Annotated in this window: 16 protein-coding genes; 7 read left to right on the top strand and 9 right to left on the bottom strand. The window is 63.2% G+C overall.

Annotated features, from left to right (window positions below; translation table 11 throughout):
- The first annotated feature begins 67 nt into the window (after positions 1-67).
- The gene (locus tag AC6H34_RS20605) at positions 68-1,267 is read left to right on the top strand and encodes a hypothetical protein (protein ID WP_497540060.1); all 1,200 of its coding nucleotides are present in this window, start codon (positions 68-70) and stop codon (positions 1,265-1,267) included.
- Positions 1,268-1,401: 134 nt separating this feature from the next.
- Here AC6H34_RS20605 and efeO (AC6H34_RS20610) read toward each other — a convergent pair whose 3' ends face one another.
- From efeO (AC6H34_RS20610) to efeU, 4 genes are read right to left on the bottom strand one after another with little or no spacing between them, the layout of a single operon-like run.
- Positions 1,402-2,232 (bottom strand): iron uptake system protein EfeO, encoded by an 831-nt coding sequence (gene efeO, locus AC6H34_RS20610; RefSeq protein WP_448146829.1) that lies wholly within the window; start codon positions 2,230-2,232, stop codon positions 1,402-1,404.
- A 44-nt stretch (positions 2,233-2,276) separates the two neighbouring features.
- Positions 2,277-3,542 carry an iron uptake transporter deferrochelatase/peroxidase subunit gene (efeB, locus tag AC6H34_RS20615; protein WP_448146830.1) on the bottom strand — a complete coding sequence of 422 codons (1,266 nt, stop codon included), beginning with the start codon at positions 3,540-3,542 and terminating at the stop codon, positions 2,277-2,279.
- Positions 3,543-3,589: 47 nt separating this feature from the next.
- Positions 3,590-4,759 carry an iron uptake system protein EfeO gene (efeO, locus tag AC6H34_RS20620; protein ID WP_497540061.1) on the bottom strand — a complete coding sequence of 390 codons (1,170 nt, stop codon included), beginning with the start codon at positions 4,757-4,759 and terminating at the stop codon, positions 3,590-3,592.
- A complete protein-coding gene (gene efeU / locus AC6H34_RS20625) occupies positions 4,756-5,592 on the bottom strand; it encodes an iron uptake transporter permease EfeU (protein WP_497540062.1) in 837 nt (278 codons plus the stop codon). The genes efeO (AC6H34_RS20620) and efeU overlap by 4 nt, the downstream gene beginning before the upstream one ends.
- A 333-nt stretch (positions 5,593-5,925) precedes the next feature.
- Here efeU and chrA point away from each other — a divergent pair, with 333 nt between their 5' ends.
- Positions 5,926-7,155, top strand: coding sequence for a chromate efflux transporter (chrA, locus tag AC6H34_RS20630; protein ID WP_497540063.1), 1,230 nt, complete (start codon positions 5,926-5,928; stop codon positions 7,153-7,155).
- A gap of 9 nt (positions 7,156-7,164) precedes the next feature.
- Here chrA and AC6H34_RS20635 read toward each other — a convergent pair whose 3' ends face one another.
- A complete protein-coding gene (locus tag AC6H34_RS20635; RefSeq protein WP_497540064.1) occupies positions 7,165-7,659 on the bottom strand; it encodes a hypothetical protein in 495 nt (164 codons plus the stop codon).
- A 232-nt stretch (positions 7,660-7,891) separates the two neighbouring features.
- Here AC6H34_RS20635 and AC6H34_RS20640 point away from each other — a divergent pair, with 232 nt between their 5' ends.
- Entirely contained in the window at positions 7,892-8,770 is an 879-nt protein-coding gene (locus AC6H34_RS20640; protein WP_497540065.1) for a hypothetical protein, read from the top strand.
- Between the two features lie 10 nt (positions 8,771-8,780).
- On the opposite strand, the gene AC6H34_RS20645 is transcribed toward AC6H34_RS20640, so the two are convergent.
- The 4 genes from AC6H34_RS20645 to AC6H34_RS20660 all read right to left on the bottom strand — a co-directional run bounded on the left by AC6H34_RS20645 (position 8,781) and on the right by AC6H34_RS20660 (position 12,384).
- Positions 8,781-10,412, bottom strand: coding sequence for a SulP family inorganic anion transporter (locus AC6H34_RS20645; RefSeq protein ID WP_497540066.1), 1,632 nt, complete (start codon positions 10,410-10,412; stop codon positions 8,781-8,783).
- Positions 10,413-10,577: 165 nt separating this feature from the next.
- Complete coding sequence (locus AC6H34_RS20650; RefSeq protein WP_448146837.1) at positions 10,578-10,865, bottom strand: hypothetical protein; 288 nt, start codon at positions 10,863-10,865, stop codon at positions 10,578-10,580.
- Positions 10,866-11,235: 370 nt separating this feature from the next.
- A complete protein-coding gene (locus tag AC6H34_RS20655; protein WP_497540067.1) occupies positions 11,236-12,003 on the bottom strand; it encodes a glucose 1-dehydrogenase in 768 nt (255 codons plus the stop codon).
- 90 nt (positions 12,004-12,093) lie between these two features.
- Positions 12,094-12,384: a hypothetical protein gene (locus AC6H34_RS20660; RefSeq protein WP_497540068.1), complete on the bottom strand. Its 291-nt coding sequence runs from the start codon at positions 12,382-12,384 to the stop codon at positions 12,094-12,096.
- A 134-nt stretch (positions 12,385-12,518) separates the two neighbouring features.
- Here AC6H34_RS20660 and AC6H34_RS20665 point away from each other — a divergent pair, with 134 nt between their 5' ends.
- From AC6H34_RS20665 to AC6H34_RS20680, 4 genes are all read left to right on the top strand, one after another.
- Positions 12,519-12,776, top strand: a complete 258-nt coding sequence (locus tag AC6H34_RS20665; RefSeq protein WP_497540069.1) for a hypothetical protein — start codon at positions 12,519-12,521, stop codon at positions 12,774-12,776.
- Between the two features lie 110 nt (positions 12,777-12,886).
- Positions 12,887-13,339, top strand: coding sequence for an NUDIX hydrolase (locus AC6H34_RS20670; protein ID WP_448146841.1), 453 nt, complete (start codon positions 12,887-12,889; stop codon positions 13,337-13,339).
- Positions 13,340-13,450: 111 nt separating this feature from the next.
- Complete coding sequence (locus AC6H34_RS20675; RefSeq protein ID WP_497540070.1) at positions 13,451-14,485, top strand: CorA family divalent cation transporter; 1,035 nt, start codon at positions 13,451-13,453, stop codon at positions 14,483-14,485.
- A gap of 100 nt (positions 14,486-14,585) precedes the next feature.
- Complete coding sequence (locus AC6H34_RS20680) at positions 14,586-15,350, top strand: site-2 protease family protein (protein ID WP_497540071.1); 765 nt, start codon at positions 14,586-14,588, stop codon at positions 15,348-15,350.
- The last annotated feature ends 102 nt before the right edge of the window (positions 15,351-15,452 follow it).

Consider the following 15,452-nt stretch of genomic DNA (forward strand, 5'->3'; position numbering starts at 1 on the left):
TTTGCCGCGTTGTGCCGTAACTAATGCGCGGACGGCCCGCTTTATTGAATCGTTTCGACAGGTCCTTATGCGCCCACTGCTCTTGGCGATCTGGCTCGGCAGCATCGGCATCACGCCGGCTCTCGCGCAGGACGCCGCTCCGTCCAAACCGGCTCCCGTCGCGAGTGCGGCGCCGGCTTCTTCGTCGGCAAGGCCAACTCCAGCCGATATCAGGTTGGCCGAGACGGTCGTCTTCTACTATGTGCGCAAGGATCCGACTTCCCTTTTCCCGGTCTTCGCCGCGCTACGCGAACCGGGAGGCGTGAACAGGACCCGCCTTTCGCGCGCATCGCTTGCAGGCTTCCTGTCCATGGTCTTCCTGCAGAACCGCTCGCGGCTGGAAGGCTGGATCGGGCAGGGGACCAACTATCCGCCCGACATGAAATCCGTTCTGGTTTTCGCGCTCTGGCAATCCGGCAACGGCGATCTCATCTATCCGCTCTTCCACGAGCTGCCGAATTTCGCCAACGACAAGCCCGGAAACCTTTATACGCTGACGCCGCGCTCTCCGATCGAGATGGATCTGAAATGGGGCGCATTCTTCGCCACCGGCAATCCCGGCTTCGTCGCCGCCATGGTCGACGCGCTCGATTCCGGGAGGCCTCTCACCGGCAGCCGCGAACTCGATGCGGCCATCCGCTCCACGTCCCTGGCGGGACTCACTCTCAACATGCGCCAGCACGAGGTGCTGGAGCGGTATATCCGGCAGCGCTCGCTGGAGGCGAGCGGCGCGTACAAGCAGGTTCTCAACACCCTGTTGGCCTCCCGCCAGGCAGCCTACAAGCCGGCGCCTGATCATGACGGCGACTTTGCCGGAGTCATCGCAACCCTGAAGCTACCGGAAAAGCCGGACCCCGAGGCGATGCGCGCCGCGGGTCTCGATGGTGCCAGCGGACCGCGGACCGCTCGCCGGGGCGACACGATCGGCGTGACGGTGCTGTTTTCCGGGATGCAGCTTGCCGACGATCTGTCTGCCGACGTGAGCTACGACATCAAGGTGACGGGACCCGACGGCACGGTGAATCCGAGCTCGAGCCAGACCGATGTGGCGGCGCTGAAGGACAAGGTGCCGGGGCGCTTCGCCATGCTCGACAGCCGTTCCACTCTCAGCATTCACTTCGAGCCGGCCGACAAGCCGGGCCCGTACCGCATCGACGTGCTTCTGAAGGACAATATCAGCGGCAGGAAGGTGGCGCTGAGCCGTTCGATCGAACTGCTCGACAACTGACAGGTGGCTAGCCCCTGCGAAAAGAGCGGGCTTGTGGCCCGCCCCAGATAGCGAAGACCGGGATCACGCCGGGGCGCTCGCAGCGTCGCAGACATCGTCGAAGCCGGCTGGCCGGCTGGGATGCCCGCAAACACTCAGTTCAGGCCGAGCGTGCCGCGCAGCTTGGAGAGATCCTCGGCGAGCGTGGTGATCGGGCCCTGCAGCGCCTTGCGATCCGCATCGGTCAGCTTGTCGTAGGTCTCGTAGCCATGCGCCGTCTTGTACTTGGCGAGGATCTTCTCGACCGTCTCGAAATTGGCATTGACCTTGTCGCTCAGATCCTTGTCCGCCTTGATGGTGAGGGGATGCAGGAGCTCGACGATCTTCCTGGCGCCATCGACATTGGCCTTGAAGTCCCAGAGATCAGTGTGGCTGTAGCGGTCTTCTTCACCGGTGATCTTGGTGGCGCCGACTTCCTCGATCAGTGCGGCAGCGCCGCCGACCATCTTATCGGGCGGTACGGTGAGGCCGGCGATGCGCTTCTGAAGGTCCTGCACATCGGCATTCAGCTTGTCGGCAAACGGAGCCAGCCCCTCGGTGCTCTTCTTCTCGAAGAGGCCATACTCGATGCGATGGAAGCCCGTGAAGCCCGGATCCTCCTCCTTCTTCTCATGGTCGTCGGCGCGCGAGTCGATGCTGCCGTCGAGGTCGGAGAAGAGTTCGGCGATGGGTTCGATCATCTCATAATGGAAGCGGGTAGGAGCATAGAGCGCCTGGGCCTTCTTGAGGTCGCCCGCCTTGACCGCCGCGGTGAACTTGGCCGTATCCTCGACGAGGCTTTTCACGCCCTTGCTCACATAGACCTTGTAGTCGGCCACCGGCTGGACGAGGTCGAGCGGCGAGACGGGTGCGGTATCCGCAACCGCTGCGGTGGCGATGCCGAAGGCAGCCGCACCGAGCAGGATGCGCCATCTGAGATTCTTCATGCTGTGTCTCTCTTCAGTTCAAGGTTGAAGGACTTCGGGTTTCTTCAGGCGGTCGCTTCGAGAAGCGATTGCCCGAGGAAGGCGGATTTGTCGGGCATGCCCGGCAGGATGAAGAAGTACCCACCGCCGACGGGCTTGATGTATTCCTCCAGCGGCTCACCGTTGAGGCGGCCCTGTACATGGGCGAAGCCAGCCGCGAGATCGGATTGGAAGCAGATGAAGAGCAAGCCCATGTCGAGCTGGCCGGACTTGGTCACGCCGTTCGAATAGTTGAAGGGGCGGCGCAGGATAAGGTTCTTCCGGGCCTCCTGCGTGCGGGGGTTGGCGAGGCGGATGTGGGAGTCGAGCGGCGTGCGCTTGCCTTCCGGATCATCGCCGTACACGGGCAGGTCGAGTTCGTTCTTACCGCCGAGCGGGGCTCCGTTCGGCTTGTGCCGGCCCATGATCGCTTCCTGCTCCTGCAACGGCGTCCGGTCCCAGCGCTCGACGAAATTGCGTATGATGCGCACCACGGCGTAGGTGCCACCGACGGCCCAGGCGGGTTCTGCCGAGTCCGCCTGCACCCAGACGAGGCGCTTCATCTCGGCTTCGTCGCTATGGTCGGGATTGGCGGTGCCGTCCTTGAAGCCGAGAAGATTGCGGGGAGACGATTGCTTCTCGCCCAGTGCCCGCGGCGGGGGCACGAAACCCTCCTGCTTCCACCGCACCATCAGGAGGTCAGGTGTGTTCTTGACGATGTCGCGCAGTGCGTGAAGGTTGCTGTCCAATGTGTTGGAGCAGATCTGCACCATGAGATCGCCGTGGCAGATTTCCTCACTCAGGGCGTCGTTGGGGAACTGGGGCATCCTGGAGAGTTGGAGGGGTTTCTTCGCGGCGAGGCCGAAACGCTCATCGAACAGGGAGGCACCGACCCCAACGGTGATGCTGAGATTGTCGGGAGCCACTACCGGTCCCATAAGGCCCGAATCGGGCGGCGGGAATTTGGGATCGATCATCGGTGGCGTGCCGCCCTGGGTCAGGAAGGCGATACGGTCGGTCAGAAGGTGGAACAGACGCTCGAGATCGGCCCGCGTCGTGGCGAGTACGTCGAAGGCGACCACCAGCCCCATGGCCTGCCGTGGCGTCGCGACGCCCGCCTGATGGGCCCCGAGATAGGGCTGACGGTCCTGCAGGCTGGTGACGGCGCCCGGCTCCTCGGTCGGGGCCTGGCCCTGCGCCGTACCTGGCAACGCGGCGAGCAGGGCGCCGCCACTGGCTGCGCCGAGACCGAACAGCATGGAGCGCCGGCTCCGCGATGTCGGTTCGCTCATCTTGGTCTCGGGAAGTGCATGTTTGTTTGTCATGGTCATAGGCCCTGTCAGTCCAGCCCCAGGGTGCCGCGCAGTGTCGACAGGCTTTCGGCCAGGGTCGTCACCGGCTTCTGCAGCGCCGCGCGGTCTTCCTGCGTCAGCGCGTCATAGGTCTTGAAGCCGCCATCCGGTGCCTTGTACTTGGCGAGAATGGCGTTCACCGCCGCAAAGTTCTCCTCGATGCTCTTCTGCAGAGAGGCATTGGCTTTGGTCGTCAGCGGTACGAGCAGGTCGGTGATCTTCTTGGCGCCGTCGACATTGGCCTGGAAGTCGGAGAGATCCGTGTGGCTGTACCGTTCCTCCTCGCCCGATATCTTGGATGAGGCGACCTCCTCCATGAGAACGGCGGCACCGCCGACCATCTTCTCGGGAGGAACGGCAAGGGTGGAGATCCGGCCCTGCAGTTCGGCAACGTCCTTCAGGAGCTTGTCGGCGAAGGGAGCAAGGCCGTCCGTGCTCTTGGCCCCGAACAAGCCGTGCTCGATCCGATGGAATCCGGTGAAGCCCGGATCGGCCTCACGCTTCTCGTAGACGTCGGCGCGGGCATCGATGGCCTTGTCCAGATCGGAGAACAATTCCGCGACCGGCTCGATCCGCTCATAATGCTGGCGTGTCGGCGCATAGAGTGCCTGGGCCCTGGCAAGGTCGCCCGACTTGACGGCGTCGGCGAACTCCTTCGTGGCATCGACGAGATCGTCGACCTCCAGGCTCACATAAACCTTGTATTCGGCCAGCGGCCCGATCAGGTCGACCAGGCTCGGCTTGACCTGCTTCGGCGCATTGGCGAGCGCAGTTACACGCAGCTTGCCGCGCGGATTGGTCAGCAGGCCGCAGGCGATCTCATATTCGCCGGGCTCAAGCCTGGCCGTCAGCTTCTGGGTGAAGCCGGGAGCGATGTTCTCGCGTTCTTCCACCACCATCACGCCCTGGAGAATTTCCCATTCCATGGCGCGGCTGCTCTTGTTTGTGATGGCGAAGGTGGTACGTCCCTCGGGCACCGTCAGCTCATTGGGGTCGCAGGCGGTGGCAGTGACCGCCACGGCAACGGCATCGCCGGGCTTGGGACCCTCTGCCGCTTCACGCCGGGCCGCGAAGAAGTAGGTGCCCACGCCGACGGCCACGATGAGCGCCGCCATGCCGGCGCCGACAGCCAGATAATTGATACGCGGGGCTGTCACGATTGGGCTGCCTTGGTTGGGGATGACGACTGGGAGGGGGCCAGCAGGAAAAGGAAGAGCGCCGGCACGAGATAGAGCAGGTAGGCGATGAACTCGCCATTGGTGGGCGTGGCCGTGTAACCGAAGATGCCTGAGAGGATGGAGCCGACCGCGCTATCGTCGGGCAGGATGCCGGAGACGTCGAAGGCAATGCCTTGCAGTTGGTTCCACAGTCCCGCCTCATGCAGCGAGCGCACGGCCGTGGCGACCAGGCCTGCTGCCACGAAGATGATCAGGATGCTGGTCCAGCGGAAGAACAGGCGGAGGTTGAGGCGGGCCCCGCCGTAATAGAGCGCGACGCCGAAGACGACCGCGCAGGCAAGGCCGAGAACAGCCCCGAGTGGAGCACTGTAGCCGACATTCTGCTCGAAGGTCGCCAGCAGGAAGAAGACCGACTCCAGTCCCTCTCGCGCCACCGCGAGGAAGACCATCCCCACCAGCGCCATGCCCTGATGGTCGCTGGAGGCCAGGGCTTCGTCGATCGAATGCTGGATCTCGGCCTTGATGGTGCGCGCGGCCTTGCGCATCCAGAAAACCATGGCGGTGAGCAGGCAGACCGCGATGATGCCGACGATCGCCTCGAAAAGCTCCTGGGTGCGCTGCGGGAATTCGGCAGCGGCAAAATAAAGCGCCGCGAAGACGGACAGCGACAGGCCTACAGCCAGGATGATGCCGCACCACACCGCCGGCATCCAATTGCCGCGCCCGGTTTGCCGCAGGTAGCTGGCGACGATGCCGACGATCAGCGCTGCCTCGATGCCTTCGCGCAGCATGATGAGAAATGGTACGAGCATAGCCTTGGTCTCGCGCGCCCCCACGGCGTCGCCATCGTGTTATTCGTGCGAGCTATTACACGCTATCGAATTTGATGAACAAGAGGTAATGATACAAAAAGCCATTATAAATCAAAGATAAGAGTAATTCTAAATTATAGATATGAGTAATTCTAAACTGGACCGTCTGGAATTATTCTTTAGAGCGTTTCAAAACTGCGCTATTTCTGATCCCGATCGGAAAGGCCTCGCTGCCGAACTCTCTTCGAAGGCGAACGGCTAGGTAAGCTGCAACCGGCTTCAAACTGTCACGGTTCGTCGCTAGACTGCAGGTTCCGTGAGTTGCAGTGCCCCATGACAGAGACGCCCGACGCAATCCAATTTCCCCGGCCCAGTCGTTTCCTTGAGATTCTTGGAGTTTTCTTTCGCCTGGGCCTGCTTTCCTTCGGCGGTCCTGTCGCCCATCTCGGCTATTTCCACGAGGCACTCGTCAAGCGGCGACGCTGGATCTCGGAAGCTGGTTACACAGATCTGATCGCGCTGAGCCAGATGCTGCCTGGGCCGTCCTCGAGTCAGGTCGGTTTCGCCCTCGGCGTGATCAGGGGAGGGGGGCTGGCCGGTGGCCTTGCGGCGTGGGTCGGCTTCACCATGCCGACCGTGATCCTGCTGCTGGCCTTCGCCCAGGGTGCTTCCGCCTTCCGGGAACCCTGGCAGATCGGCCTGCTGCAGGGCCTGAAGCTGGTGGCGGTCGCCATAGTAGCCCATGCCGTCTGGGGCATGGCGAAGATCCTGGGATCGGACAAGCGCCTCGTCGCTGTCACCGTTGTCGCCACGGTCATGGCGCTCACCCTCCAGGGCAACTGGGCGCAGATCGCCGTGATCGTCATGGGAGCCGTCGCAGGGCTTGTGCTTGTCCGGGGCGGCGACGGTCCCGACATCTCCCACGTACCCACCGTGGTTTCCCGACGGCAGGGCGCCTGCGCGCTCGCCGTCTTCGCGGTCCTGTTCCTTGGGCTGCCCGTGTTGGCTGAAATCACGGGATGGCACGTCCTCGACCTCTTCGTCGGTTTTTTCCGATCAGGCTCGCTGGTATTCGGTGGCGGCCACGTCGTGCTGCCGCTGCTGCATGATGTGATGGTGGCGCCCGGATGGGTGAGCGTCGACGATTTCGTGGCCGGCTACGGCGCCACGCAGGCCATGCCTGGTCCGGTCTTTTCCTTCGCGGCTTTTCTCGGCGCTGTCGCGGCACCGGCGCCCAACGGTGTATTGGGAGGGATGATCGCCGTGGTGGCGGTGTTCCTGCCGGGATTGCTGCTGATCTACGGCATGCTGCCCTTCTGGAATGCCTTGCGTGGCATCGGGTCCGTGCAGGCCGCGATGCGGGGCGTCAACGCGGCTGTGATCGGCCTGCTCGCCGCCGCCTTCTACCAGCCTCTCTTGACGTCCACTATCACCGGGGTCACCGATATGATCCTGGCATTGGCCGGCTTTGCCGCGCTGGTGTTCGGGCGCGCGCCGCCTTGGCTCGTTGTGGTCGTGCTCGGAGGGGTGGGGATTTTGCGCGGCATCTCGGGCCTGGGCTGAATACCGTCCTCAGCGGGCGGTGCGGACCGCGGCCACGGCCCGTGCGACCAGCGCCTTGGTGGCCGCTATCGCACCCCAGACGGGCGTGGCCTTGAGCCAGTCGAGGATGGCGGCACGGATCCAGGCGATGAAGTTGATCACCCAGGCGAACCAGCTGATCGTCATCAGCTTGGATTTGCTGGCGTCGTAGATGCGCTCGATCAGGAGGAAGCTGGCGAGATAGGCGAGAGCGAGGATCAGGACGCCTCGGACCAGATGCCCCTGGCCGATCTGCAGCAGGCCATAGATCTTCAGAGGCTCGGCGATGGCGAGCGGCACCAGCAGCAGAACCAGTATGACGAAGCGCGGCAGGCGGGCCACCGCCGCTTCCGCCGCTTCCACGACGTGCAATTCGGCAAAGCGGCGGATAAGCGGGCGATAGATCGGCCTCGCGAGTTCGTCGATGACGACGATGAAGCCGACGACGATCTGGATAGGGATGAGCAACAGGCGCTTGAGCGTCATGCTTGATGAGTTCCGGTGACCGTCGACAATGTGTGGAGGCGTAGCGGGATTGCAACAGCAGCGTGCAAGAATCACCGAAAGATCGCTTTTCCCACCGTTTCGCCGCATTCGGCGGTTCTATCAGTCTGCGGTTTCAGTGATATGAGGCTGCAGGCTCTTTGGAACTTCGAGATAACGCGGTTCTTTCCCGCCCACCCCGTGAGATGGCAGGAAGGTCCGCCCAGGCAGGACGATGGAATCGAGACAGCATGTAGGCTTGGCGGCCGTGGGGGCAATCGGATTGGCGCTGGCGTTCGGCAGCTTCATGCTGCATCGCCCGGTGACGCGCGCCCAGGTGGTCGAGGCAGACATGGCTGCCGCCGCACCGGCGACGCCGCCTGCAGCTTCGGTCCCCACGCCCCGCGCAGCCGAAAGCTGCCTCCGCAAGGGGATTTCGGTGACGCTGGGCCAGGATACTCTCCATGTGCCCGGTCCGCCGGCCCTCACGCTGGTGACCGGTGATGGCGTCGATGACGAGATCAATTTCGCCACGAAGGCCGGTGTCGACAAGGGCTGCCTCAATCCCGCCGTGACCGCCAAGGCCATTGCCCTCAACTTCGATGCCATGGACAAGGACTGGGGCGTGTCGGCCAACTGGCGTGCCGATTTCTGCAGCGAAGGGCTGGACGACACCTTGCGCTTCCTCTGCAACGGCGAGGAGCGTCCCAAGGGTACGCCACGCCGTCTCGCCTTGGTGGCGATCTATGATCCGAAGACTTTCGACGGCGAAAGCATGTTCCGGCAGGATGCGCCCGAATATGCGAATTTCCAGGCTTGGAAGGACCGGCTGACCAAGGCCGGAACGCCACCTCCCGTGCAGGCCGACGGTATCTTCGACGTTTATCCCGGTGGCGTCTGGGTCGAGCGCGAGAACAAGGGCGGAGACCCTTTCCTGATCTCGTGCGACACCGATTCCTGGCCTGTTTCGGGCCAGCATTATTGCATCGGCACCCTCGCGTTGGAAAAGGGGCTGAGGGCGCGCTTGGAGTTCCGCACGGTGACGGGCCAGATCGGTGCGGAGGCGAAGCAGGCCGAGACGCATCTGCAGGCCCTGCTGGCCGCCTGGAAGTAGATCGCCGCCCTCATGCCGATGGCGCCGGCGACGTGAGTGCGCCGGAAGCGGCCTCATAGGCATCCCAGACGCTCCAGAAGCAACGCTGGGGACCGGCCAGTGCCTCGGCGCCAGCCCTGACAAGCCCGATGCGGGCATCGTCCTTGAGGCGTGCGAGATAAAGCGTCTTGCCCTTGCTGCGCAGCACGCCCTCGAACTCGATGAGGGAGTCCAGAGCAGTCGAATCCATGTCGGCGCTGTCTTCCAGGCTGAGGATCACGGCGCGCAGAGCCGGCTTGTCAACGCAAAGGCGCTGCGCGAGCGCCAGGCTCGCCTCTGCATTGAAGAAGAAGAGCGGTTCGGTTGGCCGGAAGATGCCGATAGTGGCGTCCAGATGGGCATCGGGGTGTCGGGCGACGTCGACGAAGTCCCGCGAACTGCCGAGTTCTCCCAGCACCGAGACCTGGGGGGAGCCGAGGCGTCGCAAGGCGGCCGCGATCGAAAGGGCGATGGCCACCAGCATGCCGTTGAGCACTCCGAGAATCATGACCGCCAGCGCGGCTGCACAGGCCACATATTGGTCGCGATCCATCTTCCACAGCCGCCAGAGGGGCTTGGGGTCGAGCGCATGCGCCATGGCCGCTATCACCACGGCGGCGAGAACGGGTTCGGGCAGGCGGGCGACCTGTCCGCCGAGCACGCCGATGAGGACGGCAACGCCAAGGGCGGCCACCAGGCCCGCCCGGCGGCTTGTGGCGCCTGCCGCCTCGTTCGCAGACGATGCCGAGAAGCCAGCGCCGACGGGCATGCCACGCACGAGGCCGGATATGAGATTTGCGGTGCCGATTGCCAGCAGTTCCCTGTTGGCCTCGACCTGCTCGCCATGCCGCAAGGCAAGCGAACGCACCGTGCCCCAGGATTCGGCGAAGAGGATGAGGGCGAGAGGAACCGAAGTCTGGATCAATCGGGACCATTCCCGCCCGTTGAGATCGGGAATGACTGGCAATTCGGGCATGACGTCGATCGGGCCGACGATCGCGACGCCATGGCCGGGAAAGTCGATTGCGTAGGTTGCGGCGATGCCGGCTGCCAGGACGAGGAAGGCGCCCGGCAGGGCCGGAAGGCGCCGCAGGAGCAGCAGGGCGGCAAGCGCCAGCATGCCCGTGGCAAGGCCGACCTCATTCCAATGCGCCACCTGGCCTGCGATGCCGATGACCAGCCTCAGGGGATCGCCGCTTGCCTGGATGCCGAGGATTGGCGGAACCTGCTTGAGGACGATGGTGATGGCAAGGCCGAAGGTGAAGCCGCGAAGGACGGGGCGGGAGACGAAACTCGATAGCGAGCCGAGCCTGGCCGTTCCGGCGAGGAGGAAGACCAGCCCGGCGATAATCACGGCCATGAAGGCGATCGCCTGCTTGTCGACGCCGCTCGCCATCGGGAAGGTGGCCACGGTCGCCGCCAGGATCGCCGCGGAAGAGGATGTCGCAGTGGTGATGGCGTAGTTGCTGCGCCCGAGCGCCGCATAGACCAGGAGACCCACGACTGCGGCAAAGACGGCATGCTGCGGCGGAAGGCCGGCAATGGTGGAATAGGCTACCGCTTCAGGCACCAGCAGGCCGGCAACGGAGAGCCCGGCAAGGACATCGTTACGCGATATCGCCAAGTCCCGATCCCTTTGCCGGCAAATGGAAAAAGGGCATGAGCGGACCGGATTGTGGCGGCAATGTGGCGCAGTGCGCGCCATGACGCAATCTCGGCAAGCGGCAGCTGTGCTCATGAAAAATCCGCCGGCCCTGGAGGCCGACGGATCGACAGGCATCGGTGGAGATCAGCCCTTGATGGTCTTGATCAGGTCGTCATAGGCCTTGCAGACTTCGTCGGTCGGCTTGTCGCCGGCGGCCTGCGCCTTGGTCATCAGTTCCTGGGCCTTCTGCTGCCAGGTCGCGGCATTGGCCGCAGCCTTGGCCGGATCCTTCATCGCTTCCTGCATGGCCGACATCAGATCGGTGCCTTTCTGCTTCAGGGCCTCGGGGGTGCAGCTCGAGCTGCCGCCGCCACAGGAGGCCAGGGAGAGGGCAACGGCGCCGGTCATGGCGGCGATCAAGAGTTTCTTCATTGGAACTTCCTTTTCCTCACCTTGGGCGGCCGACGGGCGGCGCGCCGTGATTCTATGGTGCTTCAGCGCAGGTGAGACGGCGCCGGCGGCAGACACTAGGCGAAAGGGATCGCGAATGACGTGCCCTTGGGCACACTTCACAATCGAATCAGAGATCGTCCAGTGCGCCTGCCGTAAACGACGGCATTCATCAATTCAACTTATAAGCGTATTTTGCTCTATATGTCGTACAGAAATGAGAAATATTTATTATTTTCACAATTTAAAATACGACCAAAGTACAAGCGAGTAGTAGGCCGTAAAACGCAATAGCGCGTTCCGCCCGCCGATTATTCCCTCTCGGACTTCAATGCCGTTGCTTGCAATGGTGCTAGACGCAGGCGGTCAGGCCGCCGTCGACATAGACGATGTGGCCGTTGACGAAGTTCGAGGCATCGCTGGCGAGAAAAACCGCTGCCCCCGCGAGTTCCTCGACCTTGCCCCAGCGTCCGGCCGGCGTGCGGCCCTCGACCCAGGCAGAGAACTTCTCGTCCGCCAGCAATGCGGCGTTGAGCTCTGTTTCGATGTAACCCGGTCCGATGCCGTTGACCTGTATGTTATGGCGGGCGAGTTCCGCGCACATGGCCTTGGTCATCATCTTCACCGCGCCCTTCGCGGCCGTATAGGGTACGATGTTGGCGCGGCCGAGCTCGCTCATCACCGAACAGATGTTGATGATCTTGCCGGCTTTCCTGGCGATCATGCCCCGTGCAACGGCCTGGGCGACGAAGAAGACGCCGTCGACGTTGGTGGTCTGCACTTCGCGGAACACCGCGGCCGGGAAATCGACGAAGGGTGCGCGTCGCTGGATGCCCGCATTGTTGACGAGGATGTCGATGCCCCCGTGGCGTTCCTCTATGGCGGCGACCGTAGCCTCCACCGCAGCGATGTCGGTGACATCGAAGGCAGCCGTCTCGATCGCGAAGCCCTGCTCGACGAGGTTCCTCGCAGCCTTGTCGAGCTTTTCCTGGTCGCGGCCGTTGAGAACCACGGTTGCACCGGCTTCAGCCAGCCCCTTCGCCAGCGCCAATCCGATGCCCTGGCTCGAACCGGTAATGAGGGCGACACGGCCCGTAAGGTCGAACATATCCGTCAGCATGATTTCCTCCCGGGGCGAACCTAGCGTGCGAGCAGGGCCGAGGCCAGTCGGTTCATCCGACAAATGTGCAGCGTTCTTTCACGATGTCGTTCAGGAAGACTGCTTCGTCACGGCCTGGATCTGCTCGTCATAGGCTTTGCAGATTTCGGCCGGAGGAGAATTGCCTGCCGACTGCGCCTTGGCCATCAGGTCGAGAGCCCTGGCCCAGGCCTGCGAGTTGTCCGCAGCCTTGGCAGGATTCCTTGCGAGAGCCGCTGTCATGGCGTCCTGGAGCTCCCTGTGCTTCTGCTGCAGCATCTCGGAGGTGCAATCCTCTCCGCCGCAGGAGGCGAGAGTAAAGGCGATACCGCCGAGGAGGACGAAAAGCAGAGCGGTTTTCACGGAACCATTCCTCGCGTTCAGGGTGATTTCGAATCGCCCGCCGACAGTCCGCATAAGCGATGCCCTCGCCCCTTTCAATGCTGGGTGCATGCCTCACATGTATTCCCTAGAGGCAACCGCCAGGCGCTCAAATAATGGGGACGACCGAATCGTCGGAATTGCATCTCGTTGCCAGGCTAAATCTGCAAGCGGAAGAGAGCTTTCCCGGTGATGTGTCTCAAAAAGCTGTGGGAACGTTGTGCGTCGTGTCAAAGCAGTCGCATACTGACAAAAACATGGCGCACTTCGTGGTAATGAATGACGTCAACCCGCAGGAGTCCTCGGTGAAGCCATGCGGCGCGGTTCGGCAAGGCGCATTTGCAGATTGCCAGCTGGAAGAGATCTTTTCGTGAAGGGCAACGCAAAACAAGTGTGCGAAACAACACGCCGATCAAGGATTGATTGAACTATTCCAAGTAAATTCTGTTTCGATAATTGAAGACAAGGATCTCCTCACCAAAGAATGGCCAAGGCAGCAAAGCACGTCAGCAATTCCCCATCCTCTTCAGCGGAGCTTCGCCAGGTCGCGGCGCTGCCCCTTCGCCTGGAGCGGGAGCAGCTCGAGGTCTGCATGGTCACGACCAGGGAAACGCGTCGGTGGACGATCCCCAAGGGCTGGCCCATGAAGGACACCAAGGATTGCCGTGCGGCTGCCATCGAGGCCGAGCAGGAGGCTGGCCTCATAGGCACGGTCGGGAAGGATCCCGTTGGCCAATTCCTCTACTGGAAGCGTCGCAACCTGCACTTCGATCTCGTACGGGTTTTCGTCTATCAGCTCGATGTCACCCGCAACCTGCCTTCCTGGCGCGAGATGGGCGAGCGCGAGAGACGCTGGTTCAAACCGCGCGATGCCGCCCTGCTGGTCGAGGAAGCGGGACTCTCGGATCTGCTCAGGCAGTTGGAACAAGCGGCGTAAGTGTTGCCGGATAACTGTCATGAACCTGTCGCATGCTTGATCTAGCCGGTGAAATGCCAGGTTGTGCCGCCCGTTCGGGCTGGGCGGGGCGGTGATCCTGGCGGAGCCGCGATGGACAACATTCAACAGCAACGCCTGCCGGGCGTGAACTTCGTGCCGGCAGCGATTGCCGGCCTGGTCTGGGCCTACCGTTTCCGCGAGGGCTACGCGCCGGAGGCGCTCGATGCCCGGGACGTGCCAGCGGCGCTCCTCGCCGAGGACGGCTGGCTCTGGCTGCATTTCAGCCTTACCGACCGTCTGGCGCGTGATTGGCTTTCCTCGCTCGAGCAACTGCCCGAGGAAGCGCGCGAACTGTTCCTCGCCAACGACGAGTCCCTGGGATTGCAGGCCTGCGACGACGTCATCTATGGCGTGATCGCGGATTTCCACAGCGAACTCGGCAGCGAGAGCGATCATCTGGGGCGCTTGCGCTTCGCGCTCAGCGAGCGCCTGGTGATTTCAGGGCGCCGTCACCCGCTTCGTTCGGTCGAGGAAATCCATCGGGCCGTGAAGGGCGGGCTCAATCTGCCGGTCGCGGGCCAGCTCATCGAGACCATCATCGACCGTTTCTGCGATTCCGTCGCCCGGCGGGTCGCGGCCATGACGGATGAACTCGACACGGCCGAAGATCGTGTCGTCGGCGACATGGCGACCACCGAGCGGACCCGCCTGATCAATGTCCGCCGCATCACCGTGCGCGTGCACCGCCAGCTGTCGTCGCTCTCCTCCGTGCTGCGGAACTGGCATGCGCAGGCGCCGGAGGAAGAGGAGAGGCCGGCAATGCATATCCCGGCCAAGCGGCTCGCCGATCGTCTCGAATCGCTGGATCACGAGATGTACACGCTGCAGGAGCGTGCCAAGCTTCTGCTGGACGAGGTTTCGGCCCGCCAGGCCGACGAAACCAATCGCTCGCTGCGTGCCCTGTCCATCATCACCGCCCTGCTGCTGCCTGGCAGTCTCGTCGCCGGCATCTTCGGCATGAACACCAAGGACCTGCCCTTCGTGGAAACCGAAGGCGGCTTCTGGTTCGCGATGGCCATCGGCGCTGCTGCGACGGCGTTGTTCTATTGGGTTCTGCGGCGGGTCGGCGCGGGCCTGCGTCTATGAAGGATCGTTAAGGATCGGCCGAAAACGGGCGGCTGCCCTTGCGAAAGAGCGCGCGCCCTTCCACACTAAGACCTCTATGGTTCAACTTCGGAAGTCGTCCTTGTCTCGCGTCGTCTCCGCCCCCTGGCGCCTCAGCCCCAATTTCCTGCCGATCCTGGCGGTGTTCCTGGTGACGGGCTTTTCGCTCTTCACCGGGTGGCTCTATGCGCCGGTCGCAGTCTTCGCCTTCGTCGTAGCCGGCTGGGTGATCTCGCTGTGCCTTCACGAGGGCGCGCATGCCCTGGTGGCTTATTGGGGAGGGGACAGGGGCGTGGCCGAGCGGGGATACCTCACGCTCGACCCGCTGGCCTATGCCCATCCGATGCTGACCTTCGGCCTGCCCATCCTCTTCTTGCTGCTGGGCGGAATCGGCCTGCCGGGCGGCGCGGTCTACATCAATACGGGCGCCCTGCGCAGCAAGCATTGGGACGCGATGTGTTCGGCAGCCGGGCCCCTGGCCAACCTCGTCGTGCTCGCCGTCATGGGCTTGCCCTTCATGCTCGGCCTGCACGAGCAGATGGGCACGCCGACATTCTGGGTGTCGCTGGCCTTCCTGGCGGCGTTGCAGGGCTCGGCGGTGGTGCTGAACCTCCTGCCGATTCCCGGCTTCGACGGCTTCGGCATCATCAAGCCCTATCTGCCCTATGAGATCCAGGCGCAGGCCATCCAGGCCGCTCCCTTCATTTCCATGCTGGCGCTCCTTGCGCTCTGGACCAGCCAGGTTGGCGGCGCGGTCTGGAACGCGGTATTCCACCTCACCAGCTTTTTCGGGCTGGAGCCGACCTACATCCTCTACGGGCTGCAACTGTTCCGGTTCTGGAACTGAGGGGACGATACGCCCGGAACCTCGCTTTGACAGGCCGAGAACCCATGTGAAGCAGCAACTGCCGGAGGCGGAAGTTTCGCGGGCGCGCCCTTGCCCCGCTCC

Source organism: Labrys sp. ALF-8 (genome assembly GCF_059699065.1).